The organism is Streptomyces virginiae (genome assembly GCF_041432505.1).
GTDB classification, from domain to species: Bacteria; Actinomycetota; Actinomycetes; order Streptomycetales; family Streptomycetaceae; genus Streptomyces; species Streptomyces virginiae_A.
Window position 1 is genome coordinate 5,054,169 of the sequence record NZ_CP107871.1, and the last position, 22,277, is coordinate 5,076,445.

At 72.7% G+C, this 22,277-nt stretch carries 21 protein-coding genes; 11 read left to right on the forward strand and 10 right to left on the reverse strand.

All coding sequences use genetic code 11. From position 1 onward, the window contains the following. The first annotated feature begins 102 nt into the window (after positions 1–102). From OG624_RS23605 to OG624_RS23615, 3 genes are all read left to right on the forward strand, one after another. A complete protein-coding gene (locus tag OG624_RS23605) occupies positions 103–1,929 on the forward strand; it encodes an AMP-dependent synthetase/ligase (protein WP_161289323.1) in 1,827 nt (608 codons plus the stop codon). A gap of 132 nt (positions 1,930–2,061) precedes the next feature. After that, positions 2,062–3,717, forward strand: coding sequence for an alpha/beta hydrolase (locus tag OG624_RS23610; protein WP_371639811.1), 1,656 nt, complete (start codon positions 2,062–2,064; stop codon positions 3,715–3,717). A gap of 182 nt (positions 3,718–3,899) precedes the next feature. Then, positions 3,900–4,397, forward strand: coding sequence for a hypothetical protein (locus tag OG624_RS23615; RefSeq protein WP_266442910.1), 498 nt, complete (start codon positions 3,900–3,902; stop codon positions 4,395–4,397). Between the two features lie 15 nt (positions 4,398–4,412). Here the strand turns inward: OG624_RS23615 and OG624_RS23620 are convergent, their stop codons facing one another. Next, a complete protein-coding gene (locus tag OG624_RS23620; RefSeq protein WP_161289712.1) occupies positions 4,413–5,009 on the reverse strand; it encodes a dihydrofolate reductase family protein in 597 nt (198 codons plus the stop codon). A gap of 394 nt (positions 5,010–5,403) precedes the next feature. Here OG624_RS23620 and OG624_RS23625 point away from each other — a divergent pair, with 394 nt between their 5' ends. Beyond that, the gene (locus tag OG624_RS23625; protein WP_371639812.1) at positions 5,404–7,140 is read left to right on the forward strand and encodes a lytic transglycosylase domain-containing protein; all 1,737 of its coding nucleotides are present in this window, start codon (positions 5,404–5,406) and stop codon (positions 7,138–7,140) included. 183 nt (positions 7,141–7,323) lie between these two features. On the opposite strand, the gene OG624_RS23630 is transcribed toward OG624_RS23625, so the two are convergent. Continuing rightward, positions 7,324–7,527, reverse strand: coding sequence for a cold-shock protein (locus OG624_RS23630; protein WP_030012116.1), 204 nt, complete (start codon positions 7,525–7,527; stop codon positions 7,324–7,326). A gap of 237 nt (positions 7,528–7,764) precedes the next feature. Between OG624_RS23630 and OG624_RS23635 the strand changes: the two genes are divergently transcribed. From OG624_RS23635 to OG624_RS23650, 4 genes are all read left to right on the forward strand, one after another. Next, on the forward strand, positions 7,765–8,628 hold the full coding sequence (locus OG624_RS23635) for a menaquinone biosynthetic enzyme MqnA/MqnD family protein (RefSeq protein ID WP_033224152.1): 864 nt from the start codon (positions 7,765–7,767) through the stop codon (positions 8,626–8,628). A gap of 207 nt (positions 8,629–8,835) precedes the next feature. Next, entirely contained in the window at positions 8,836–10,641 is a 1,806-nt protein-coding gene (locus OG624_RS23640; RefSeq protein ID WP_371639814.1) for a serine/threonine-protein kinase, read from the forward strand. Between the two features lie 101 nt (positions 10,642–10,742). Beyond that, positions 10,743–11,942, forward strand: coding sequence for a cyclic dehypoxanthinyl futalosine synthase (gene mqnC, locus OG624_RS23645; protein ID WP_033224154.1), 1,200 nt, complete (start codon positions 10,743–10,745; stop codon positions 11,940–11,942). Positions 11,943–11,958: 16 nt separating this feature from the next. Further along, the gene (locus tag OG624_RS23650; RefSeq protein ID WP_266352931.1) at positions 11,959–12,603 is read left to right on the forward strand and encodes an imidazolonepropionase-like domain-containing protein; all 645 of its coding nucleotides are present in this window, start codon (positions 11,959–11,961) and stop codon (positions 12,601–12,603) included. On the opposite strand, the gene OG624_RS23655 is transcribed toward OG624_RS23650, so the two are convergent. Further along, positions 12,569–12,976: a helix-turn-helix domain-containing protein gene (locus OG624_RS23655; protein WP_371639815.1), complete on the reverse strand. Its 408-nt coding sequence runs from the start codon at positions 12,974–12,976 to the stop codon at positions 12,569–12,571. The two genes, OG624_RS23650 and OG624_RS23655, sit on opposite strands and share 35 nt — an antisense overlap. A gap of 50 nt (positions 12,977–13,026) precedes the next feature. Further along, positions 13,027–13,932, reverse strand: coding sequence for a DUF3152 domain-containing protein (locus OG624_RS23660; RefSeq protein WP_371639816.1), 906 nt, complete (start codon positions 13,930–13,932; stop codon positions 13,027–13,029). A gap of 266 nt (positions 13,933–14,198) precedes the next feature. On the opposite strand from OG624_RS23660, the gene OG624_RS23665 reads away from it, so the two are divergent. Both OG624_RS23665 and OG624_RS23670 read left to right on the forward strand, forming a co-directional pair. Continuing rightward, complete coding sequence (locus OG624_RS23665) at positions 14,199–14,891, forward strand: demethylmenaquinone methyltransferase (protein WP_078909540.1); 693 nt, start codon at positions 14,199–14,201, stop codon at positions 14,889–14,891. 38 nt (positions 14,892–14,929) lie between these two features. Beyond that, the gene (locus OG624_RS23670; RefSeq protein WP_371640866.1) at positions 14,930–15,826 is read left to right on the forward strand and encodes a glutaminase; all 897 of its coding nucleotides are present in this window, start codon (positions 14,930–14,932) and stop codon (positions 15,824–15,826) included. 115 nt (positions 15,827–15,941) lie between these two features. Here OG624_RS23670 and OG624_RS23675 read toward each other — a convergent pair whose 3' ends face one another. Next, positions 15,942–16,469, reverse strand: coding sequence for a GNAT family N-acetyltransferase (locus OG624_RS23675; protein WP_371639817.1), 528 nt, complete (start codon positions 16,467–16,469; stop codon positions 15,942–15,944). A 97-nt stretch (positions 16,470–16,566) separates the two neighbouring features. On the opposite strand from OG624_RS23675, the gene OG624_RS23680 reads away from it, so the two are divergent. Continuing rightward, complete coding sequence (locus OG624_RS23680; RefSeq protein ID WP_033224161.1) at positions 16,567–17,850, forward strand: geranylgeranyl reductase family protein; 1,284 nt, start codon at positions 16,567–16,569, stop codon at positions 17,848–17,850. A gap of 9 nt (positions 17,851–17,859) precedes the next feature. Here OG624_RS23680 and OG624_RS23685 read toward each other — a convergent pair whose 3' ends face one another. The 5 genes from OG624_RS23685 to OG624_RS23705 all read right to left on the reverse strand — a co-directional run bounded on the left by OG624_RS23685 (position 17,860) and on the right by OG624_RS23705 (position 22,151). Then, on the reverse strand, positions 17,860–18,171 hold the full coding sequence (locus OG624_RS23685) for a hypothetical protein (protein WP_033224162.1): 312 nt from the start codon (positions 18,169–18,171) through the stop codon (positions 17,860–17,862). A gap of 59 nt (positions 18,172–18,230) precedes the next feature. Continuing rightward, on the reverse strand, positions 18,231–19,451 hold the full coding sequence (locus OG624_RS23690; RefSeq protein ID WP_371639818.1) for an ABC transporter permease: 1,221 nt from the start codon (positions 19,449–19,451) through the stop codon (positions 18,231–18,233). Beyond that, positions 19,448–20,107 (reverse strand): ABC transporter ATP-binding protein, encoded by a 660-nt coding sequence (locus OG624_RS23695; RefSeq protein ID WP_033224164.1) that lies wholly within the window; start codon positions 20,105–20,107, stop codon positions 19,448–19,450. The genes OG624_RS23690 and OG624_RS23695 overlap by 4 nt, the downstream gene beginning before the upstream one ends. A gap of 92 nt (positions 20,108–20,199) precedes the next feature. Beyond that, on the reverse strand, positions 20,200–21,780 hold the full coding sequence (locus OG624_RS23700; protein WP_051763618.1) for a peptidoglycan-binding domain-containing protein: 1,581 nt from the start codon (positions 21,778–21,780) through the stop codon (positions 20,200–20,202). Further along, on the reverse strand, positions 21,777–22,151 hold the full coding sequence (locus OG624_RS23705) for a hypothetical protein (protein WP_033224165.1): 375 nt from the start codon (positions 22,149–22,151) through the stop codon (positions 21,777–21,779). The genes OG624_RS23700 and OG624_RS23705 overlap by 4 nt, the downstream gene beginning before the upstream one ends. Positions 22,152–22,277 lie beyond the last annotated feature (126 nt).

The following is a 22,277-nucleotide window of genomic DNA, read 5'->3' on the forward strand; positions in this document are numbered from 1 at the left end:
AAATTACCGGCGGTAACCCTCGCACCGAGCCAAGGAGAGTGCGCCGTGGGAGCCGAGCTGAGGCCGGTCGGGGCCGTAGAACCGGTCGAACCCGTCAAGACCATGATCGACGGAGTGGTCCGTGAGGTCCGGGTGCCCGCACTGGTGGGCCGCCCGGACCGAGGATCCCTCGGAGACATCCCCTTCCACAACGCCTGGGAGGCCCCGAGGGAAGCGGTGCTCGCCCGCAAGGACCGGGACGGCGTCTGGCACGACGTGTCGGCCGCGCAGTTCGCGGCCGAGGTGCTCGCCGTGGCCAAGGGCCTGATCGCCGAAGGGCTCCGCGAGGGCGACCGGCTCGCCATCATGGCCCGCACGACCTACGAATGGACCCTGCTCGACTTCGCCGGCTGGGCCGCCGGCCTGGTCACCGTACCGATCTACCCCACCTCCTCCGCCCTCCAGGCACGCTGGATCATCCAGGACTCCGGAGCCGTCGCCTGCGCGGTCGAGGACACCGCACAAGCCCGGCTCATCAGCGGCGAACGCGGCAACCTGCCCTGGCTGACCCACCTGTGGGAATTCGACACCGGCGCGTTGGCCCGGCTGGTCAAGGCCGGCGAACGCATCCCCGACGCGGTGGTGCACCACCGGCGGGGCGCCCGCACACCGGACTCCGTCGCCACCCTCATCTACACCTCGGGCACCACCGGGCAACCCAAGGGCTGCGTGATCACCCACGCGAACTTCTTCGCCCAGGTCGACAACGCGGTGGAGCTGCTGCACCCCGTCTTCAGATCCGCGAGCAAGGACCCCGCCTCCACCCTGCTGTTCCTGCCGCTCAGCCACGTCTTCGGGCGGATGGTGGCCGTCGGCTGCATGCGGGCCCGCGTCAAACTCGGACACGCCCCCAGCATCAGTACCGAGGACCTCCTCGCCGACCTCGCCGGCTTCCGGCCCACCTTCCTCCTGGCCATCCCCTACGTGCTGGAGAAGGTCTACAACACCGCCCGCGCCACCGCCGAGAAGATGGGCCGGGCCTCCTCCTTCGACCGGGCCGCCCGTATCGCGCAGCGCTTCGCCGAGATCGCCGAGGACAAGACCCCCGGACTCGTGCTGCGCCTCGCCCGATCCGTCTACGACCCCCTCGTCTACCGGCGCATCCGGGCCGCGCTCGGCGGCCGCGTCCGCTACGTCCTGAGCGGCGGATCACCGCTGGGCCGACGGCTCGCCGCCTTCTACACCGGCGCCGGCATCGAGGTCTTCGAGGGCTACGGGCTGACCGAGACCACCGGCGCCAGCACCGTGACCCCGCCGCAGCGGCCCCGCCTCGGCACCGTCGGCTGGCCACTGCCGGGCACCGCGGTACGGATCGCCGACGACGGCGAGGTGCTGCTCGGCGGCGGCCACGTCTTCGCCGGCTACTGGAACGCCGCGCACGCGGCCCCGTACGGGAGCTGGCTGGCCACCGGCGACATCGGCGAGCTCGACGCCGACGGATACCTGACCATCACCGGCCGCAAGAAGGAGATGATCATCACCTCCGGCGGCAAGAACGTGGCTCCGGCACCGCTGGAGGACTGGCTGCGAGCCCATCCACTGGTCGGCCAGTGCATGGTCGTCGGCGACAACCGGCCCTACATCACCGCGCTGATCACCCTCGAACCCGACGGGCTGCAGCACTGGCGCCAGATGCACAAGAAGCAGAACATGCCGATGCGCGACCTCGTACGGGACGAGGAACTGCGGGCGGACCTCCAGCGGGCGGTGGACGAGGCGAACCGGCTGGTCTCACGGGCCGAGTCGATCCGCCGCTTCACCGTCCTGGCCGCCGATTTCACCGAGGCGCGCGGCCACCTGACCCCGTCCCTCAAGCTCCGGCGCGGCGCGATCGCCCGGGACTACGCGGACCGCATCCAGGAGCTCTACCGGGGGCCGCGGGAGGACTGACCCGGCCCGGCACCGTGCCCGGAGCGGGGCCGACCGGGGCCGACCGGGGCCCCCGGTCACTGGGCGGGCGGGCCCCGCGGGCCCGGTCTATGGTGGGCAGATGGGTCCGGGGGGCCGCCCGAGGAGGGCGCAGTGCACCGTTCCCGAGTCCGTACGGCCATAGCCACCGGCGCAGCCGCCGGCACGCTGCTCCTGGCCTCGCTGGGAGCCGCCCCGCCGCCCACGCCCACCCCGAACCCGACCCGCAGCCCCACCCCCGCGCCCACCACGCCCGCCCCCAGCGGCGACCACGACCCCCTTGCGCGGTTCCACAGCCAGCGCGTCCGGTGGGGCGACTGCCCCGACGAACCGGTGCCCCCCGAGATGCGGTGCGCCGTCGTGGAGGTCCCGCTCGACTACGCGGCCCCGGGCAAGGGCACGGTCCAGGTGGCCCTGGGCCGGATCCCGGCCACCGACCCGGACCGGCGCATCGGCTCGCTCCTGATCAACTTCGGCGGCCCCGGCGCTTCGGGCATGACGGGCCTCGCGGCCGACCCCAAGTCGTTCGCCGACCTCGGCGAGCGCTACGACCTCATCGGCTTCGACCCCCGCGGCGTGGGCCACAGCGACCCCGTCTCCTGCGCCGGCTCCCGGGAGCCCGAGATCGACCCGAACGCCGACACCGCCGCCGTTCTCGCCGCCATGCGGGACGCGGTCGAGCAGTGCCGACGCTCCTCCGGCCCGGTCCTCGCGCACATCGGAACCGTCGACGCGGCCCGCGACATGGACGTGATCCGCCGCGTCCTCGGGGACAAGAAGCTCAACTACCTCGGCTTCTCCTACGGCAGCCGGCTCGGAGCCGTGTACGCCGCCCAGTTCCCCCACACCACCGGCCGCATGGTCCTCGACGGCATCGACACCCTCACCGAACCGCTGACCGAGCAGGCCCTCGTATCGGCCCGGGCCCAGCAGCGGGCCCTGGACAACTTCCTGACCTGGTGTGCCCATCAGACCGACTGCGTCTACGGGACGAACACCCGTACCGCCAAGGAGAAGGTGGCCGCCCTCGTGGAGCGGCTCGACGGGGAGCCGCTGGTCGGGCGGGACGGCACCGACCTGAACGGCTTCGCCGTATCCCTCGCGATCGGCCAGGCCCTGTACTCACCGAGCGCGTGGCCCATGCTCGCCAAGTCGCTGGCCCTGGCGGAGACCAAGAAGGACCCGGCCGGACTGCTGGCTCTGCTCGGCCTGGGAGAGCCGCCGGACCCGACCGACCCGACCGACCCGACGGAAGCGGCCACGCCGACCGACCCGCCGGAGTCACCGGACACGGCGCGGGGCGACAGGTTCGGACCGGTGCCCGCCGACAACGCCGCCGCCGCCCTCGCCGCCGTGTCCTGCGCCGACGACCCCGACCGGTCGATCGAGAAGGCCACCCCGGCCGCCCTGGAGAAGGAGTTCACCGAGCTGGGGGACGAATTCCTGAAGGTCTCCAAGGTGTTCGGGCCGCGGCAGCTGGTGACCGTGCTCGCCTGCTACGGATGGCCCGCGGGCACCGACTTCATCCGCAGGATCGACCACCCCGGGGCACCGCCGATGCTCTTGGTCGGCACCCGCGGCGACCCGGCGACGCCGTACGAGTGGACGGAGGAGACGGCCGAACGGCTGGGCTCGGCGGTGATCGTGGACCACAAGGGCGACGGACACACCGGCTTCGCCGGCTCGCCCTGCGTACGGGAGTACATCAACGAGTTCCTCCTCTACGGGCGCCTGCCGTCCGGCACCCGATCCTGCCCGGCCGGAGAATGAACCACCCACGCCGATCCTGACGGGGGCGTCGGGGAGCGGGGCCGCCCCACCGGCCCCCGCCGCCCCGGCCCCGCGTCGTCGCCCCTCCCCGTGGGTATTCGGCATCCTAGGGATCGAGGGGGCGGGGCGTGGTGGGGCGTGGTGCGCGGGTGTTGGGGCGGGGGGTTGCCGGGGGCGGGGTCGTGGTGGTCCTCGGTCTCGCCGCGTGGCTGACGTGGCTGCTGCCCGGGCCGCAGATGGCCGCCGTGCTCGGGTTCGGGCCCGTCGACGGGGTCGTCTCGATCCAGGAGTGCTACGACGCGAGTGACGCCGAGGGCTACGCGACCGGCACCGACTGCGCCGGCCGCTACACCCCCCGGCGGTCGGACGGGCCGCCCCGCGACATCGTGCTGGACACGGCCGCCGACGACTACCGGCCCGGTACCCGGGTGGAGGTCAGGACGGCGCGGGGACGGGCGTACGAACTGTCGGGCGGCGCCGTGTTCCGCTTCGGGAGCGTCATCGGCCTGCTGTTGGTGCCGTTCCTGGTCCTGGCGGCCTGGCTGTTCGCCTGCGCGCGCCACGGCAGGGTGGCGGACGGCGAGGGCTATGTCCTCGTGGCCCTGGGGGGTCTGGTCATCGTGTTCGTGCCGGCCGCCGTCGCCGGGATCCTGGTCGAGATCTGCATGCTGGTCTTCTGATCGGCCGGACGCCCACTAGCTCTTGGTGATCGGGCGGTAGGTGCACACGTGCACACCGGCCGGGCTGATCGTCGTGGAGACCAGTTCGAGCGTGCGCAGCCCGCCGTCGGCCGGGAAGATCGACTTACCGCCGCCGAGCAGTACGGGCATGACCATCAGCCGGAGTTCGTCGACGAGGCCCTCGCTCAGCAGGGTGCGTACGAGGGTGGGGCTGCCCATGACCACCAGGTCGCCGCCTTCGGTCTCGCGCAGTTCCCGGAGGTGGGCGACGGCCTTGTCGCCGGCGATGCGCGTGGTGTTGTTCCACGTCAGGTCGCCCTCGCCCAGGGTCCGGGAGACGACGTACTTCGGGATGGAGTTCATCCGGTCGGCGAACGGGTCGCCCGCCCGGTCGGGCCAGGCCGCGGCCATGGTCTGCCAGGTGCGGCGCCCGAACAGCAGGGCCTCGGCGTTCTCCATCGCCTCGGAGAAGGAGCCGCCGACCACCTCCGGGTCGAAGAACGGGTGCGACCAGCCGCCGTGGGCGAAGCCGCCGTCGTCGTCCTCGCCCTGGCCGCCCGGGGCCTGTACGACGCCGTCCAGGCTGATGAACTCGGTGATGACGATGCGCATGGGTTCTTCCTCTGCCTCGGTCCGGTGCGTACGGAGGGGAGACCGTCGTGCTTCCCGGAACTCATCGCGCCCGGCCGGACCTTGTCGAGTGATCCACGTCACATCATCGGCGGCTCCGGGGAACCGTACCCGGCGGCGGCGGGTTCCGTAGGCGCTTTCGGTCGCCGACACGGCCGGCGGGAGATGGTAGAAAAGGGCTGCCACCGGGGTGATTCGGGCGGGGGTGTCGGACGTCTGTCCATTCGGTCGTGAGACCCGGGTGAAGTCGAGACGAATGGTGCGTCACATCTCCCGAAGGGACGGCGAGTCGGGGGCGAATACCTGATAGACAGTGGATATTCACGGCTGGACCAGCCGTATACATTTGACGGCTCCTTGGGGGGATCGCCGCACTGTGAAGCCGCTTCACCGTCACCTCGTCAACACCTCGCGCAAGGTCCTGTGCACGGCCGCGCTCGCGGCCAGCCTGACCACCGCCGCGGTCGTGACCAGTCCGTCGACCGCCGACGCGGGAGAGTCCGAGCCCACTCCGGACAGTCCGCAGGCCGCCGACCGCGGTGACGCCCGGCTGGATCTGCCCGACATCGTCGCCGACCCGCCGCCCACCGGGGTGGGGGCACCGGAGGGGGCCAGCGGGATACCCGCGACCGCCCTCGACGCCTATCACCGTGCCGAGGTGTCGGTGGCTGCCGCGCTCCCCACCTGCAAGCTGCCCTGGCAGTTGCTCGCGGGCATCGGCCGGGTGGAGTCCGTCCACGCCTCGGGCTACGGGCTCAAGGCGGACGGTTACACCGAGAAGCCCATCCGCGGCCCCCGCCTGGACGGCAACGGCTTCGCCGAGATCCGGGACACGGACAAGGGTGAGTGGGACGCGGACGCGGTGTACGACCGGGCCGTCGGCCCGATGCAGTTCATCCCGTCCACCTGGGCCAAGTGGGGCGCGGACGGCAACGGCGACGCCAAGCGGGACCCGAACAACATCTACGACGCGGCGCTGGGCGCGGGCCTCTACCTGTGCGCGGGTGACCGCGACCTGTCGAACGAGGCCAAGCTCGACCAGGCGATCCTCAGCTACAACAACTCCCGCGAGTACGTGAACACCGTGCTCGGCTTCATGCGCCAGTACCAGGCCGGCGTCGGCGAGGTGGCGAACCCGCCCGTCGGGGACTACCCGACGCAGCCGCCCGGCACCCTGCCCACTCCGCAGGTGCCGGTCACGCCGTCGAATCCGGTGACGCCGACCCCGGCCCCGAAGCCGACCCCCACGCCGACGCCGAAGCCCACGCCGACCCCGACGCCGACCCCGGAGCAGCCGAAGCCGGCCACGCCGCGCCTGGCGTCGCTGACGGTCCTCGACGGTCCCGGCCTCACGGCCGAGGCGGGCGCCGCTTTCGCGGAGGTCCCCCGGGTCAAGGTGCTCCTGAGCGACGGCAAGCCCGCCGTCAACCAGGAGGTGGTCTTCGCGATCGAGAAGGACACCACCGGCGGCACCCGCTTCGGGACCGCGGACTCCCTGGTGGTCAAGGCGGGCGCCGACGGCATCGCCGCCGCGACCGGGCTCAAGGCGGGCTCCAAGGCCGGCACCTTCACCCTGCGGGCCTCGGCCTACGACCCGCAGGGCGGGTTCACCGTGAACTTCGACGGCAAGGTCACCGTGACGGTCGCCGACAAGCTGGCCCGTGCGGACGGCGCCAAGATACCGGAGGCGGTCACCGGTAAGAGCTTCACCGGTGTGGAGGTCTTCGCGACCGCCGCCGGGAAGCCGGTCGCGGGTACCGAGACCATCGCCGACCTGGTCGTGAAGGACAACGACGGCGCGTGGGTCCCGGTGGACCCGAAGACCGCGAAGGCCCCGTTCTTCAAGGACGAGGCCGGGAAGCCGGTCTTCGGTCGGGTGCTGGCCAAGACCGCCGCAGACGGCAAGATCGTCCTGCCGGAGCTGTTCACCACGGACGTGGCCCCGGGCCCCTACTTCGTGCGCCTGACCACGAAGGAGAAGGTGACCTTCGTCCTGGAGCTCAAGGTCACCGCTCCGGACACGACCACGACCCCGACCGCACCGTCGACGCCGACCCCGGACCAGGTTCCGGCGAAGGACCCGGTCCCCGCGAAGGACCCGGCCCGCCCCTGAGGCCCGTACGCCAGTGGCCCCCGGCACCGTTTCCACGGTGCCGGGGGCCACTGCGTTGCCCCTCTCCACCCCGCCGGGGGGAGAGGGGGAAAGGCAGGAGCCCTGCCTGATCTGCTCGCGCAGAGGGGACAGGGCTCCTTGGGTATTGCTTTTCCAACCCGCGATGAGAGTTGGCCCAGGCGACTAGGCCGGGGTGACGTTCTCCGCCTGCGGGCCCTTCGGACCCTGCGTGACGTCGAAGTTCACCGTCTGGTTCTCCTCGAGGGAGCGGAAGCCAGAGGCGTTGATCGCGGAGTAGTGGACGAAGACATCCGGGCCGCCGCCGTCCTGGGCGATGAAGCCGAAGCCCTTTTCAGCGTTGAACCACTTCACGGTTCCGGTAGCCATGAGCCCTCCTATGGGCCAAAGGGTCGCCCTGCTCCAGAACCTGCTAAGAAGTCTGAAAACTACAAAAGCCTGCGGGTCACATTCTCCGCAGGCCTCGTACTGCAAGGGAAACCAAACTGCAACTTGCGTCGAGCCTAGCACGCACCCTGTGGCGGAGACCAGAGGGAAAGATCACGTCACCCGGACGTTTGAGACCCGCCGCAAGGCTGACGCTGACACGGGGGCTAGTCTCGCGATGTGGACGTCTATCGCAGCCGGCCCCGTGTCGGCCACATTCAGTTCCTGAACTGCCTTCCCCTCTACTGGGGGCTGGCCAGAACCGGCACGCTGCTGGACCTGGAGCTGACCAAGGACTCCCCCGAGAAACTCAGTGAGCGCCTCGTCCAGGGAGACCTGGACATCGCCCCGATCACCCTCGTGGAGTTCCTCCGCAACGCCGACCAGCTCGTCGCCTTCCCCGACATCGCCGTCGGCTGCGACGGTCCGGTGATGTCCTGCGTGATCGTCTCGCAGGTCCCCCTGGAGCAGCTCGACGGCGCCCGCGTCGCACTCGGCTCCACCTCTCGTACGTCCGTACGCCTCGCTCAGCTGCTGCTTTCCGAGCAGTACGGGGTACGACCCGACTACTACACCTGCCCGCCCGACCTGAGCGTGATGATGCAGGAGGCGGACGCGGCCGTACTGATCGGGGACGCCGCGCTGCGGGCCTCCCTGCACGACGCGCCCCGGCTCGGGCTGACCGTGCACGACCTGGGCCACATGTGGAAGGAGTGGACCGGGCTGCCGTTCGTCTTCGCCGTCTGGGCCGCCCGCAAGGACTACCTCGCCCGCGAGCCCGCCGTCGTGCGGGAGGTCCACGAGGCCTTCCTCTCCTCCCGGGACGTGTCCCTGGAGGAGGTCACCAAGGTGGCCGAGCAGGCGGCCCGCTGGGAGGCCTTCGACGCGGAGCTGCTGGAGCGGTACTTCACGACGCTCGACTTCCGCTTCGGTCCCGATCAGCTGGCCGGCGTACGTGAATTCGCACGCCGTACGGGAGCGACGACCGGCTATCCCACGGATGTCGCCGTGGAGCTGCTGAGCACGGTGGTCCAGGAGTGCTGAGCGGGTTTACCCCGCGGTAGTCCAAAGGGCGGACGGTCGAATGTGCGGTTTACCGGGAATTCTCGCCCTTTTCGCATTTCTCGGCTCGGCGTGGAAATGCAAAAGGGTGACCGTGCTCCGTCCCCCGCCCCACCCCGGCAACGCCTAGGCTGCTGCTCGGCCGGGCGGCACAAGGCGCCCGGGATCACGGGGAATTGGGGGGACGCGATGCAGCCGCTCGAAGCCGGTGAGCCGCGCACCATCGGCGCCTACCGGCTGCTCGGCCGGCTCGGCGCGGGTGGCATGGGCCGGGTCTACCTGGGGCGCAGCGCGGGCGGCCGGACCGTCGCCGTCAAGATCGTGCACCCGCATTTCGCCTCCGACGAGGAGTTCCGGGCCCGGTTCCGCCGGGAGGTGGAGGCGGCCCGCCGGGTGGGCGGGGAGTGGACCGCGCCCGTGCTGGACGCGGACCCCGAGGCTCCGGTGCCGTGGGTGGCCACCGGGTACGTGGCCGGGCCCTCCCTGGACCGCGCGCTGGCCGCGCACGGCCCGCTCCCCGCAGCCTCGGTACGAGCCATCGGTGCGGGGCTGGCCCGCGCCCTGGTGGCCGTGCACGGTCTGGGCCTCGTGCACCGGGACGTGAAGCCGTCGAACGTGATGCTCACCCTGGACGGGCCGCGGTTGATCGACTTCGGGATCGCGCGGGCCACGGACGGCACCGCCTCCCTCACCTCCACCGGGGTGTCCATCGGCTCGCCCGGCTACATGTCGCCCGAGCAGATCCTCGGCAAGGGGGTCACCGCGGCCGCCGACGTGTTCTCGCTCGGCGCGGTGATGGCCTTCGCGGCGACCGGGCGGCCGCCCTTCAGCGGGGACAACTCCGCGACCCTCCTCTACAAGGTGGTGCACGAGCCGCCGGAGCTCGGCGCGCTCCCGGCCGGGGAGCTGCGCGAGCTGATCGAGGCCTGCCTGGCCAAGACGGCCGCCGAGCGGCCGGCCCCCGAGGCGGTCGCGGCGGCCCTGGGCGGGGCGTTGGGCGCCCGCGGCTGGCTGCCCGGGCCGCTGGTCGAGGAGGCCAGCCGGGCCGCGGTGGCGCTGCTGGACCTGGACGCGGACACCTCCGGCGGCGGGCCCGAGGCGTCGGCGGGCCGGGGCTTCGCCGCGCCGCTCCCGTCGCACTCGCCGTACGCGGACGGCCCGTCCGGGCCGGTGCCGTTCACGGCCGCCTCGTACGGCGGCCCGGCCGGGGCGGTCGGCTTCGGGCCGCCGGACCCCGCGTACGGGGCGCCGGGGCCGGGCGTCGGCTCGCCGACCGCGGCCGCGGACCCGCCCGGTGGATCCGGTCCGTACGCGAGCCCCGGCCAGGGAACCGCCGGCGGGGGGCTGCCCGGGCAGCGGACCGGCGCGGAGGATCCGGGGCGGCAGGTCACCGTCAGGGCGGCCGGGCGTCGGTTCAGCTGCACCGTGGTCCTGGCGGCGGCGGCCGTGCTGGCGGTGCTGTCCGGCGGGCTGTACTGGATGGACGTCCTGCCGGGCCAGGGCGGCAAGGAGCGGGACCTGGCCGACGCCGGGGCGCGCCCCTCGGCCTCCTCGCCCGCGCCGGGCGCCTCGGCCCCGGCTCCGACGGGGACCCCCAGCGCGAGCGGAAGCCAGGCCGCGCCCAAGGGGACCCGGCAGGACGTGCCCAAGGAGTTCGTCGGCACCTGGAAGGGCTCGGTCACCACCGCCCGGCTCGGCCTCTCCTCGGAGTTCGAGATCACCATCAAGGCCGGCCGGGTCGGTGAGGTCGTCGGCCGGGACAAGTCCGTCCTGGACATCCTGGGCACCGACTGCAGCGGCGACTGGAAGCTCTCCTCGGCCACCGACCGCTCGCTGGTCCTGGACACCGCGGGCGGCCCCAACCCGGCCCCCGGGGTCTGCTCCAACGGCTCCGCCGACGAGCGCTTCACGCTCAACGCGGACGGGACACTCCACTACAAGTCGGGCGACAGCCCGGCCGGAAACCCCGAGGGCGACCTCAGGCGCAGCCCCTGAGACCCGCGCGCCAAGCCCCAGGGCTTGGCGCGTCAGGCCCTGGCGTAGGCTGGATCGGTCCGGACCTTGACACAGACACACCGCCGAAAGGTGACTCACCGGTGACCGACCAGGCCGTTCTCCAGTCTGTCCTCGACCGCGCCGCCGCGGGGGGCCGGATCACCAAGGAAGAGGCGCTCGACCTCTACCGCCACGCGCCGCTGCACGCGCTGGGCCAGGCGGCCGACGCCGTGCGCCGCCGCCGCTACGCCGGTACCGAGCACATCGCGACGTACATCATCGAGCGGAACATCAACTACACCAACGTGTGCGTCACGGCGTGCAAGTTCTGCGCCTTCTACGCGGCCCCCAAGGACGCGAAGAAGGGCTGGTCCCGCGACCTCGACGACATCCTGCGCCGCTGCGCGGAGACCGTCGAGCTGGGTGGCACCCAGATCATGTTCCAGGGCGGACACCACCCGGACTACGGCGTCGAGTACTACGAGCACCACTTCAGCGCCATCAAGAAGGACTTCCCGCAGCTGGTCATCCACTCCCTCGGCGCGTCCGAGGTCGAGCACATGGCCCGCATCTCGGGCGTCTCGGCGGAGGAGGCCATCCAGCGCATCCACGCCGCCGGCCTCGACTCCTTCGCGGGCGCCGGCGCCGAGCTGCTGCCGGAGCGGCCGCGTACGGCGATCGCCCCGCTCAAGGAGTCCGGCGAGCGCTGGCTGGAGATCATGGAGATCGCCCACAAGCTGGGCGTGGAGTCCACCTCCACCATGCTGATGGGCACCGGCGAGACCAACGCCGAGCGCATCGAGCACATCGCGATGATCCGGGACACCCAGGACCGTACGGGCGGCTTCCGCGCCTTCATCCCGTACACCTACCAGCCCGAGAACAACCGCCTCAAGGGCCGGACGCAGGCGACGATCTTCGAGTACCTGCGCATGATCGCGATCGCGCGTCTCTTCCTCGACAACATCGCCCACATCCAAGGCTCCTGGCTGACCGTCGGCAAGGAGGCGGGTCAGCTCTCGCTGCACTACGGCGCCGACGACCTCGGATCGATCATGCTGGAGGAGAACGTCGTCTCCTCGGCCGGTGCCAAGCACCGCTCCAACCGCCAGGAGATCATCGACCTGATCCGCAAGGCGGGCCGCACCCCGGCGCAGCGCGCGACCACGTACGAGCACCTGCTCGTGCACGACGACCCGGCGAACGACCCGGTCGACGAGCGGGTGGTCTCGCACATCTCCTCCACCGCCATCGAGGGCGGCACGGCGCACCCCGAGCTGAAGCTCATCTCCACGAACTGACGACGCCCGCCGACCGATGTTGACGCTGCACACCGCCGAACTCCTGGTCATAGGTCCGGGGTCCGCGCCGCTGACGGGCGGCGCGGTCCTCGTCGACGGCGACCGGATAGCCCGCGTCGGGCCGTACGAGGAGGTCGCCGCGGCCCACCCGCACGCCCGGACCCGCCGCTGGCCCGGGGTGATCACCCCGGGGCTGGTGGTGCGCGGGGCGGACGAGCTGCTGGAGCGCACGTACTACCCGGACGACCCGTACGAGGTCACCGAGCTCGGCGCCGACCCGATCCGGGGCGCGGCGGCGCTGGACGCGCTGAAGATGACCGAGCCGCGGTGGGGGCACAGTGCCCGGCGCGGTACGCAGCGGCTGCTGGCCCGCGGGGTGGTGGCGGTCTGCGGCCGCTTCACGATCCCGGCGGTACGCACGGCGGTGTCCCGGTCCGGGCTCGCGATCCTGCCGCCGGCCGCCTACGAGGGGCTGCCCGACCTGGATCCCTTCGCCGGGCGGGACGCTGCGGCGCAGGCCTTCCACGGCATCCTGGAGGCGGGGGTTCCGGCACGGTTCGCGGCCTTCGCGGTGGCGGACGAGGCCGAGTTGCTGGAGCGGGGTGCGACCACGTGCGTGGCCACGGTCATCGGGGGACGGCTGCTCCACCGCCGTCGCTGAGCCCGATCCGGTCGCAGGACCCGACGGCATCGGCGGCGCGTCGGGTGTCCTCCCGGGCGAGGGCGGCCAGCAGGCAGGCCTGCAGGCGGCTGATGCCGCCGAGCTTGGCCCGTATGTTCACCACGTGGAACTTGACGGTGCTGACGGAGAGCTGGAGCTCGACGGCGAGTTCCCGGTTGGAGGCGCCGGTGGCCAGGCACAGGAACACGGCCGACTCCTGCTCGGTCAGCTGGGCGTCGGTGGGCCGCTCGGCGGGGCCGTCCCCGTTCGCCGTGGGGCCGTCCGGCGCGTCCTCGGAGGGTGCCTGCGCCTCCGCGCCCGGCTCCTCGTAGGAAGGGAACCACGCCGGGACGCTGAAGCTGACGACGCGCACGTGTTTTCTCCTAGCCCCCGGCCGACCTGCCCTGTCGGTCGGCTCTCCCCCTATAGGACGGACGGACCGGACAGGTAGGTTCCCTGCGCGTCGTACGGCCAGGCGTTGGACTTGCAGCCGAGGAGCCCCTTGATCTGCTGCATCATCGCGGGGGCGGGCTTTCCGGGGCCCGGGCAGCTCTCGTGACCGCGGCCGAGCTCGTGTCCGACCTCGTGGTTGACGATCAGCGCCCGGTACTCCTCGGGCGTGCCGTCGAACTGCGGCGAACCCTCCTTCCAGCGCTTGAGGTTGACCACGACGGCGTGCCCCGTGCTGCAGTTGGTCTCGCCGATGAGCTCGGGCGTCTTCACGTCGCACAAGAGGTCCGTGGTCTTGGGCGTGGCGATCTTGATGGTGAAATCGACCGGCTGCCCCGCCGCGACGAGCTGGAAGCCGTACTTCGGGTCCTGGGTCCAGCCCCGCGGGTCCCCGAGGATCGCCTCGACCGAGCGGGCGGCCGACTCCGGGTCGACCCCGCTGCCGTCCTCGACCTCGACCCGCCAACGTCGCGCGGTCCCCTTGCCCTGGGCCTTGCCCGCGGTGGTGGAGGCCTTGAAGGCGCCCGGCTGGGTGGGGGTCGGGGAGCCGGTCGAGGGCGTGGGCGAGGCCGGGGGAGACGCCGCCGGCGAGGTGGACGGCTTCGGGGAGGGGGACTCCTGGCCACCCTGCGGGACGGCGTTCCCGGAGCCGTCCGCGGATTCCCCGGCCGTCGGGTCCGGCTGGGCCGCCGCCCGGCCCGCGGCGGCTTTCGCGTCGTCGTCGTCCTGGGGCAGCAGGGTGTACGCGGTCGCGGAGAGCACGACCACCGCCGCCGAGCCGAGGAGGATCGTGCGGCGCAGCCGCTTGCGCCGCTCGGCCCGGCGCTGGGCGCGCGGGCTGCTGCGGCGGGAGCGACCGTCGGAATGGCCTGCCGGCATCGTGAAGCTTCCTGTTCGTGGCGGCCCCTGCCGGAACGGCCACGATTCGGTCACCGATCCGGTGGGTGACCCTCACCGGGCCGCACCCTGTCAGTCAACGTGTCCGCCGGGGCGTCGCGTAACTGTCCTTCGGAACAGTTTCCGACACCCGTCCGGTGGGAAAGGAGGGCGGGGGTGTCGGAGCCCGCGCGGCTCGCGGAGGGTGCGGCCTGAGAGGATGGGTGCGTACCCGCCGATCCGCATCGCACACCGAGGGGCGAACGCCAGTGACAAGGGCTTCCCTGGACAAGCAGCCGCACGAAGTCGCCTCCATGTTCGACGGCATCGCGGCGAAATACGACCTCACCAACGACGTCATCTCGCTGGGTCAGGCCCGGCTGTGGCGCAAGGAGGTCGCCAAGGCGGTCGGCGCGCGTCCGGGGCACGTGGTCCTCGACCTGGCCGCCGGAACCGCCACCTCCTCGCTGCCCTTCGCCGCCACCGGCGCGTACGTCGTCCCCTGCGACTTCTCCCTGGGCATGCTCATGGAGGGCAAGAAGCGGCACGCGTGGCTGCCGCTGACCGCCGGCGACGCGACGAAGCTGCCGTTCCAGGACGACGTCTTCGACACCGTCACGATCTCCTTCGGGCTGCGCAACGTCCAGGACACCGACGCCGCCCTGCGCGAGCTGTACCGGGTGACGAAGCCCGGCGGGCAGGTCGTCATCTGCGAGTTCTCGCAGCCGACCTGGGCGCCGTTCCGCACGGTCTACATGGAGTACCTGATGCGGGCGCTGCCGCCGGTGGCCCGCACGGTGGTGTCCGACCCGGACCCGTACGTGTACCTCGCCGAGTCCATCCGCGAATGGCCCGACCAGCCGGCGCTCGCCGCCCTGCTGCAGAAGGCCGGCTGGACCGAGGTCGCCTGGCGCAACCTCAGCGGCGGCATCGTCGCGCTGCACCGGGGCATCAAGGACTGACCGCGGTGCCTGACGTCGCACGCACCGACTACGGGCCGCTGCTGGAGCGGATCGCGGCCGACATCGCCCCGCTGATCGGCAGCGGCACTCCGGCCGAGTACATCCCGGCGCTGGCCTCCGTGGACCGGCGGCAGTTCGGGATGGCCATCGCCGACCTCGACGGCAACGTCTTCGGGGTGGGCGACTGGCGGGTGCCCTTCTCCGCCCAGTCCATCACCAAGGTCTTCGCGCTCGCCCTGGCGCTGGCCGAGGGCGGCGACAGCCTGTGGGAGCGGGTCGGGCGGGAGCCCTCCGGCAACCCGTTCAACTCGCTCGTACAACTGGAGTACGAAAGCGGCATTCCACGCAATCCGTTCATCAACGCGGGCGCCCTCGTGGTCACCGACCGGCTCCAGACGCTGACGGGTGACGCGAGCAGCGAACTGCTGGAGTTCCTGCGGCAGGAGAGCGGGAACCCGGACATCGGCTTCGACGCCGAGGTCGCGGCCTCCGAGCAGGAGCACGGCGACCGCAACGCCGCCGTCGCCCACTTCATGGCCTCCTACGGGAACATCGACAACCCGGTGCCCGCGCTGCTGGATCACTACTTCTGGCAGTGCTCCATCGAGATGAGCTGCGCCGACCTGGCCCGCGCCGGACGCTTCCTGGCCCGGCACGGGCTCCGCGCGGACGGCACCCGGCTGCTGACGCGCAGCGAGGCCAAGCAGATCAACGCGGTGATGCTGACCTGCGGGACGTACGACGCGGCGGGCGAGTTCGCCTACCGCGTCGGGCTGCCCGGCAAGAGCGGCATCGGCGGCGGGATCGTCGCGGTGGTCCCGGGCCGATGCGTCCTGGCCGTCTGGAGCCCCGGCCTCGACGCCCGCGGCAACTCGGTGGCGGGCGTGGCCGCCCTCGACCGCTTCACCACCCTGACGGGCCTCTCCGTCTTCTGACGCCTGCGCCTCGAACACCGGAGGGGCCGGATAATGCGGCCTCAGCCGAATCCAGCCTCTCCGGCGTTCGCGGAGCGGGGTCTGGGGCGGAGCCCCAGGGCCGGGCGGAGCCCGGTCACTCGCCCCGCAGGGAGAGGGCGTAACGCCGGCCCGGGTTGCCGCCCGGGGTGGTGAACTCCTCGGCCAGGGTCATGCCCAGACGCTCCGCCACCGCCACCGAACGCGCGTTCCGGGCGTCGATCATCGCCACCACGTGCGGGACGCCGGCCACGCGGACCCGCTCCAGCGTGGCCAGCGCGGCGGCGTACGCGTAGCCCTGGCCCCACGCGGAGCGACCCAGGCGCCAGCCGATCTCGATCTCACCCACCGGGCCCCACCCCTTCTCCCGGGGCCACGGCTGGGCGCCGGTGAAGCCGAGCACCGCGCCCCGCGCGTCCACCAGGGTCCACAGGCAGTAGCCCAGCTGGGCGTCGTGCATGCGCTGCCGCGCGGACAGCTCCTCGTACGCGGACAGCTCCGCGGGACCTCCCAGGAACTCCATGACGTCGGGATCGGCGAAGGCCGCGTGCCAGGCGTGCGCGTCCTCGTCCGTGGGCACGCGGAGCTGTACGGAGGGAAGCGGCCGGGTCGGCGAGGTGGTCATCGGAGGCACCCTTCGGATCGTGATCTCTCTCGCTGCATAGACTGCACATGTCCGGTGCCGTTGGGCACCCTTTATCGAGCCTTCGGGAGACCCCGCAGTGACCGAGCTCCTCTCCGAACACTCCGCGGACGTGATCGTCGTCGGGGCCGGGCCCGCCGGCTCGACCACCGCCTACTACCTCGCCAAGGCCGGATTGGACGTCCTGCTGCTGGAGAAGACGGCGTTCCCCCGCGAGAAGGTCTGCGGCGACGGCCTCACCCCGCGCGCCACCAAGCAGCTCGTGGCGATGGGCATCGACATCTCCGAAGAGGCCGGCTGGCTGCGGAACAAGGGTCTGCGGATCATCGGCGGCGGGCAGCGGCTCCAGCTGGATTGGCCGGAACTCGCCTCCTATCCGGACTACGGACTCGTCCGCAAGCGCGACGACTTCGACGAGACCCTGGCCCGCCAGGCGCAGAAGGCCGGCGCCCGGCTGTACGAGCGCTGCACCGTCGGCGAGCCGGTGCGCGACGCGCGCACCGGTCACATCACCGGCGTGCACGCCAAGCTGGGCGAGGAGAAGACCCCGGTCACCTTCCACGCCCCGCTCGTGGTCGCCGCCGACGGCAACTCCTCCCGGCTGTCCCTGGCGATGGGCCTGCACCGGCGCGAGGACCGCCCGATGGGCGTGGCCGTACGGACGTACTTCACCTCGCCGCGGCACGACGACGACTACCTGGAGTCCTGGCTGGAGCTGTGGGACCGGCGCGGAGCGCAGGACCGGCTGCTGCCCGGCTACGGCTGGATCTTCGGCATGGGCGACGGCACCTCCAACGTCGGCCTCGGCATCCTCAACTCCTCCTCCGCCTTCAAGGAGCTGGACTGGCGCGAGGTCCTCAAGGCCTGGTGCGCCTCCATGCCGGAGGACTGGGGCTACACCCCCGAGAACATGACGCAGCCGATCCGCGGCGCTGCCCTGCCGATGGCCTTCAACCGGCAGCCGCACTACACCAAGGGCCTGCTGCTGGTCGGCGACGCGGGCGGGCTCGTCAACCCGTTCAACGGCGAAGGCATCGCCTACGCCATGGAGTCGGGCCGGATCGCGGCCGACGTCATCGTGCAGGCCCATGCCCGGGCCACCCCGGCCCAGCGCGAGCTGGCGCTGCACAACTACCCGAAGGTGCTCAAGGAGACCTACGGCGGCTACTACACCCTGGGCCGCGCCTTCGTGAAGCTGATCGGCAACCCGAAGGTCATGAAGATCGCCGCCCAGCGCGGTCTGACCCACCCGGTGCTGATGCGGTTCACCCTGAAGATGTTGGCCAACCTGACCGACCCGACGGGTGGCGACGCGATGGACCGCATCATCAACGGCCTCTCGAAGGTGGCCCCGAAGGCCTGAGCCGCCGCGTCAGCCGTCCGTGCCCGTGCCCGCCTCGGTGGGTGCGGGCACGTCCGTGTCCGGGGCCGAGCCCATGGCCGCTCCCGGGTCCGGCCGGCCGTGGACGGTACGCACGCACCGGGCAAGCAGGAACAGCCCGCACACCAGCAGCGCCCCGGACGCGGTCCAGCCGAGGCCCAGCGTGAGCGGGTGGCCGGGCTTGTGCCAGGGGCGGGCGGTGGTCAGCAGCCAGCCGCCCACCGCGAGCAGACCGAGCCCGAGCGCGGCCGGGACCGCGGTGGGGTCGCCGGCGCCCTGGGATCCGTACGGCTTCGGGTCCACGGGACCACCACCTCCAGGGGCGGGTCGGATCGGCCCTGACGGTCAGGCGCGCGCTCCCGCTATCTTCGCAGGGCCTCGGCCGGTTCGACACGGGCCGCCCGCCAGGCGGGATACAGGCCGGCCAGCAGCCCGGTGACCAGGCCGGCGAGCGGGGCCGCGGCGACCGTGGCCGGATGGATCACCGGGGTCCAGTCCCGGGCGACCGCGACGGCGATCACGGTCAGCTCGCCCAGCGAGGTCCCGACCAGGCCGCCGAGGGCCCCCAGAGCCGCGGACTCGGTGAGGAACTGGGCCCGGACGTGCCGCCCCCGGGCGCCGAGCGCCCGGCGCAGCCCGATCTCGGCGGTCCGCTCCAGTACGGCGACCAGGGTGGTGTTGGCGATCCCGACCGCGCCGATGACCAGGCAGATCCCGGCGAGCAGCAGGAAGAGCGCGCTCAGGTCGGCGGTGACACCGGAGCGCAGCGTCCGGGGATCGGGCGGCGGGACGGCCTTGAGGTACTCGGGGTGGTCGGGGCGCAGCGCCGACGGGGCGAGGTCGGCGACCTGGCGGGCGGCGCCGAGTTCGGTGGAGATCAGCATGGTCGCGGCGCCGGGCGGCGGCGGCCCCCAGAGCTGCTCGGCGGTGGCGCGCGGGACGAGGACCGACATCAGATGTTCGGGCCGGCGCCGTAGGTCCTCGACGATCCCCGCCACGGTGAAGGGCTCCTGGCCGATGTAGAGGGCGGGCCGGGTCGCCAGGGTGGTGATGCCGAGGCGGGCGGCGAGCCCGCTGCCGATGACGACGACGCGCTCGTGGCCGCGCTCGGCGAAGTCGTCGTAGAGCCGCCCCTGCTGGAGCGTCGGTACGAGGGCTGCGACGGCGCCGGGGGAAGCGGCGACGACGGCCGCGCCGGTGGCCGGGTCGCCGGCCCCGGAGGGCAGGGGCCCGACGGCGGTGCGCGGGTCGAGCCGCACCGTCCACAGCACCCCGGCGTGCTCGATGCCCGCGACGGCGCGCAGCCGTCGCTCGGCGTCGGCGGGGAAGCCGGGCCCGGCGAACTCGTTCTGCCGGCCGGCGACGTCCTCGATGGCGACCTCGGTGGCGGTCAGCTCGTCGAACCTGCCGTCGATCTGCGCGGAGATGGTGGCGGTGAGACCGAGCACGGCCACGAAGCTGCCGACGCCGAGGACGGTGCCGAGAGCGGTGAGCACGGCCCGGCCGGGGCGGCGCAGCATCCCGGCGACGGCCTCGGCCAGGGTGTCGCGTACGGACAGCCGGGTGGGCGTGACGGCGCTCACGGATCCAGCCGCCCGTCGCGGATGGTGACGGTCCGGGAACCGCGCCGGGCCACCTCCGGGTCGTGCGTGATGACGAGGACGGTCATCCCGGCTCCGTGCAGTTCGTCCAACAGCCCGAGGACGGATGCGGCGTTCACGGAGTCGAGATTGCCGGTCGGCTCGTCGCACAGCAGCAGCGAGGGGCGTCCGACCAGGGCGCGGGCGATCGCCACCCGTTGGCGCTCGCCGCCCGACAGCCGGCCGGGCACGGCGCCGGCCCGGTGCGCGAGACCCACCTGGGCGAGGGCTTCGCGGGCCCGTACGAGGCGCCGGGCGCGCGGGATTCCGGTGTAGAGCATGGCCAGGGTGACGTTCTCCAGGGCGGACCGGTGGGGGAGGAGGTGGAAGGACTGGAAGACGAAGCCGATCCGGCGGCCGCGCAGGGCGGTGCGCTCCCGGTCGCGGAGGGCGGCGGTGTCGATCCCGTCGAGGAGGTACCGGCCGGTGGTGGGGGAGTCGAGCAGCCCGGCGACGTTGAGGAAGGTGGACTTCCCGGAGCCGGAGGGGCCGACGACGGTGAGGAACTCGCCGCGCCGGACGGTCAGGTCGCAGGGGTGCAGGGCCTGGACGGGCGGCGGCCCGGGGTAGGTGAGACCGGCCCCGCGGAGTTCGATCACGGGGCTTTCGTCCTCGCCGGGGCCCGGGTGCTGCCGGGACTGTCGGGACTGCTGGGATTGCTGGTGCTGCCGGGACCGTCGGGGCAGGAGTCTCACTTGCTCTTCCCCCGGGTCTCCCGGGGCGCGACCCCGATCACCACCTTGGTCCCGGCTTCGAGGGCGCCCGCCTGGGTCGGGGTGACGGCCACGAACCCGTCGCCGCTGGTGCCGGTCCGCACCTCGATGCGCCGCTGGGTGCCTTCGGCGGACACGGCGGTGACGACCGTACGGCCGTCCGCGCCCGCCGAGACGGCGGTGACCGGGACGACGAGCGCCTCCCCGTCGGTGGCGGCGGACTCGACGGTCAGCCGGACGTCCTGCCCGGCGAAGCCGGCGGGCAGCGGCCGGTCGGCGCGGACCACCATCCGGTAGCCGAGGTCGGCGCCGCCGCTGCCGCCCGTGCCGCCGCCCTTGGGGTTCTGGCCGGGGTCCTGCTGCGGTTGCGGACCGGCGGGCTGCGCGGCGGACGGCTCGGTGGCGACGGCGGCCACCGTGCCGCGGGCATCGGTGCCGGAGACCTCGGAGGAGATCACCACGGTCATCCCTGCACGCAGCAGCTGCCTCTTGTCGTCCTTGAGGTAGGCCTCGACGACGAGTTCCCCGCCGGAGAGCGTGAGCACCGGCCCGGACACGGGGGAGCCCGCGCGGGCGCCGACGGAGCTGACCCGGGCCGGGAGGGAGCTCAGGAACACGGCCTCGGCGGTGGGCAGCATCGGCCCGTCGGCGGCCTCGGCGGCCGCGAGCGCGGCCCGGGCCTCGCCGAGGGCCTGCCGCGCCCGCACGAGCTCCCGACCGGCCCCGGGGCCGAGCGCGGCACCGGCGCCGGCCCCGGTCGCGGCACCGGCACCGGGCGCGGGGCTCGCCGACGCGCCGGGGTCCGGCGTGGCCCCGCCCTTGCCGCCGGGGCCGGTCCCTTCGGGAGGGCCCGCGGCGCCGGTGGGGCTGCTCGCGTCCTCCACGGCCCAGGTCGCGGACCGCACGGCTTCCCGCGCCGCCTTCAGGGCCGCGCCCCCGTCGGCGACCGCGGGCAGCGGCTCGTACCCGATCGCCCGGTAATGGGCGGTGAGCGCGGCCTTCGTACCGGCCCCGAAGACACCCCTCGCGTCGCCGCCGGTGCCGTGCCCGAGCTCGCGCAGCGCCTGTTGCAGCTGCGCGACGTCGTCGCCGGTGGATCCGGGTTTCAGGTCGCGGTACATCGGCTGCGCCCCGTGCAGGGTGAACACCGGCCGCCCCGACACCTCGGCGATCAGCCGGCCCGCCGTGACCGGATCCCCGGCCTTCAGCGGCAGTTTGGTCACCAGGGCCGTGCTCGCACCCTCGCCGGAGCGCACCCCCTGCGGGGACACGGCCACGCTCTGGTCGGCGACCACCGTCCCGCGCATGACCACGGTCTGCGCGAGCACCCGCCGCTCGACGTCCGCGGTCAGGACCCCCTGCACGGGCGGGCCGGTCTCGGCGGCCACCTGCGCGGGGGACTTCACCAACGTGGTCGCCAGGAGTCCGCCGACCGCCATCAACGCGGCCCCGCCGACGACCGCGAGCACCACGCGCCGCCCGCGCGCGAGTCCGCCGCGGTCCTCCTCGGGGGTGGCCGGGGCCTCGGTGCGCTCCACGACCCGCTCGGCTTCGCTCATTTCTCCGGCCGGCACTTCTTCAACGCGTCGAGGTGGTCGCGCTTGAGCGAGGTCCACTGTTCGGGGGTGCCCTTGCGGTCGTCGATCTGGGCGGTGACCGGGTCCGGGTCGGGGTACCAGGAGATGCCTTCGGCCCGCAGGCACGCGGACTCCTTCCGCGCGGCGGCGAGCTGTGCGGGCGAGGCCGGCTGGGGCTTCGGCGGGGGCGGCAGCATCGGCGCGCAGGTCCTGTGCGCCTCGTCGTTCCAGGGCTTCGACTTGTCCTCGCGCGGAGCACCGTATTCCGTATAAACGATCGCCACGCCCTGCTTCTTCAGGCAGTCGTAGTAGGCGATTTCCTCCGCGGTGGGCGGCGGACTGTCGCTCGCCACAGGTTCTTTGCCGCCGGAACATCCCGTCAGTGAAATGCACAGAAGAAGGAGAGAGGTCAAATGCCTTGCCTGCACCACGGGCTTCCCTTGCGGCGGTAGGAGTGGATTATGCGCATCCGTTTGAGG

Excerpts from the sequence above, each read along its gene's own strand:
- OG624_RS23605 (WP_161289323.1), top strand. The coding sequence starts at position 103 with ATGATCGACGGAGTGGTCCGTGAGGTCCGGGTGCCCGCACTGGTGGGC.
- OG624_RS23620 (WP_161289712.1), bottom strand. The coding sequence starts at position 5,009 with ATGCGCATCGTCATCACCGAGTTCATCAGCCTGGACGGCGTCGTACAG.
- OG624_RS23630 (WP_030012116.1), bottom strand. The coding sequence starts at position 7,527 with ATGGCTACCGGAACCGTGAAGTGGTTCAACGCTGAAAAGGGCTTCGGC.
- OG624_RS23640 (WP_371639814.1), top strand. The coding sequence starts at position 8,836 with ATGCAGCCGCTCGAAGCCGGTGAGCCGCGCACCATCGGCGCCTACCGG.
- OG624_RS23650 (WP_266352931.1), top strand. The coding sequence starts at position 11,959 with ATGTTGACGCTGCACACCGCCGAACTCCTGGTCATAGGTCCGGGGTCC.
- OG624_RS23660 (WP_371639816.1), bottom strand. The coding sequence starts at position 13,932 with ATGCCGGCAGGCCATTCCGACGGTCGCTCCCGCCGCAGCAGCCCGCGC.
- OG624_RS23675 (WP_371639817.1), bottom strand. The coding sequence starts at position 16,469 with ATGACCACCTCGCCGACCCGGCCGCTTCCCTCCGTACAGCTCCGCGTG.
- OG624_RS23700 (WP_051763618.1), bottom strand. The coding sequence starts at position 21,780 with ATGAGCGAAGCCGAGCGGGTCGTGGAGCGCACCGAGGCCCCGGCCACC.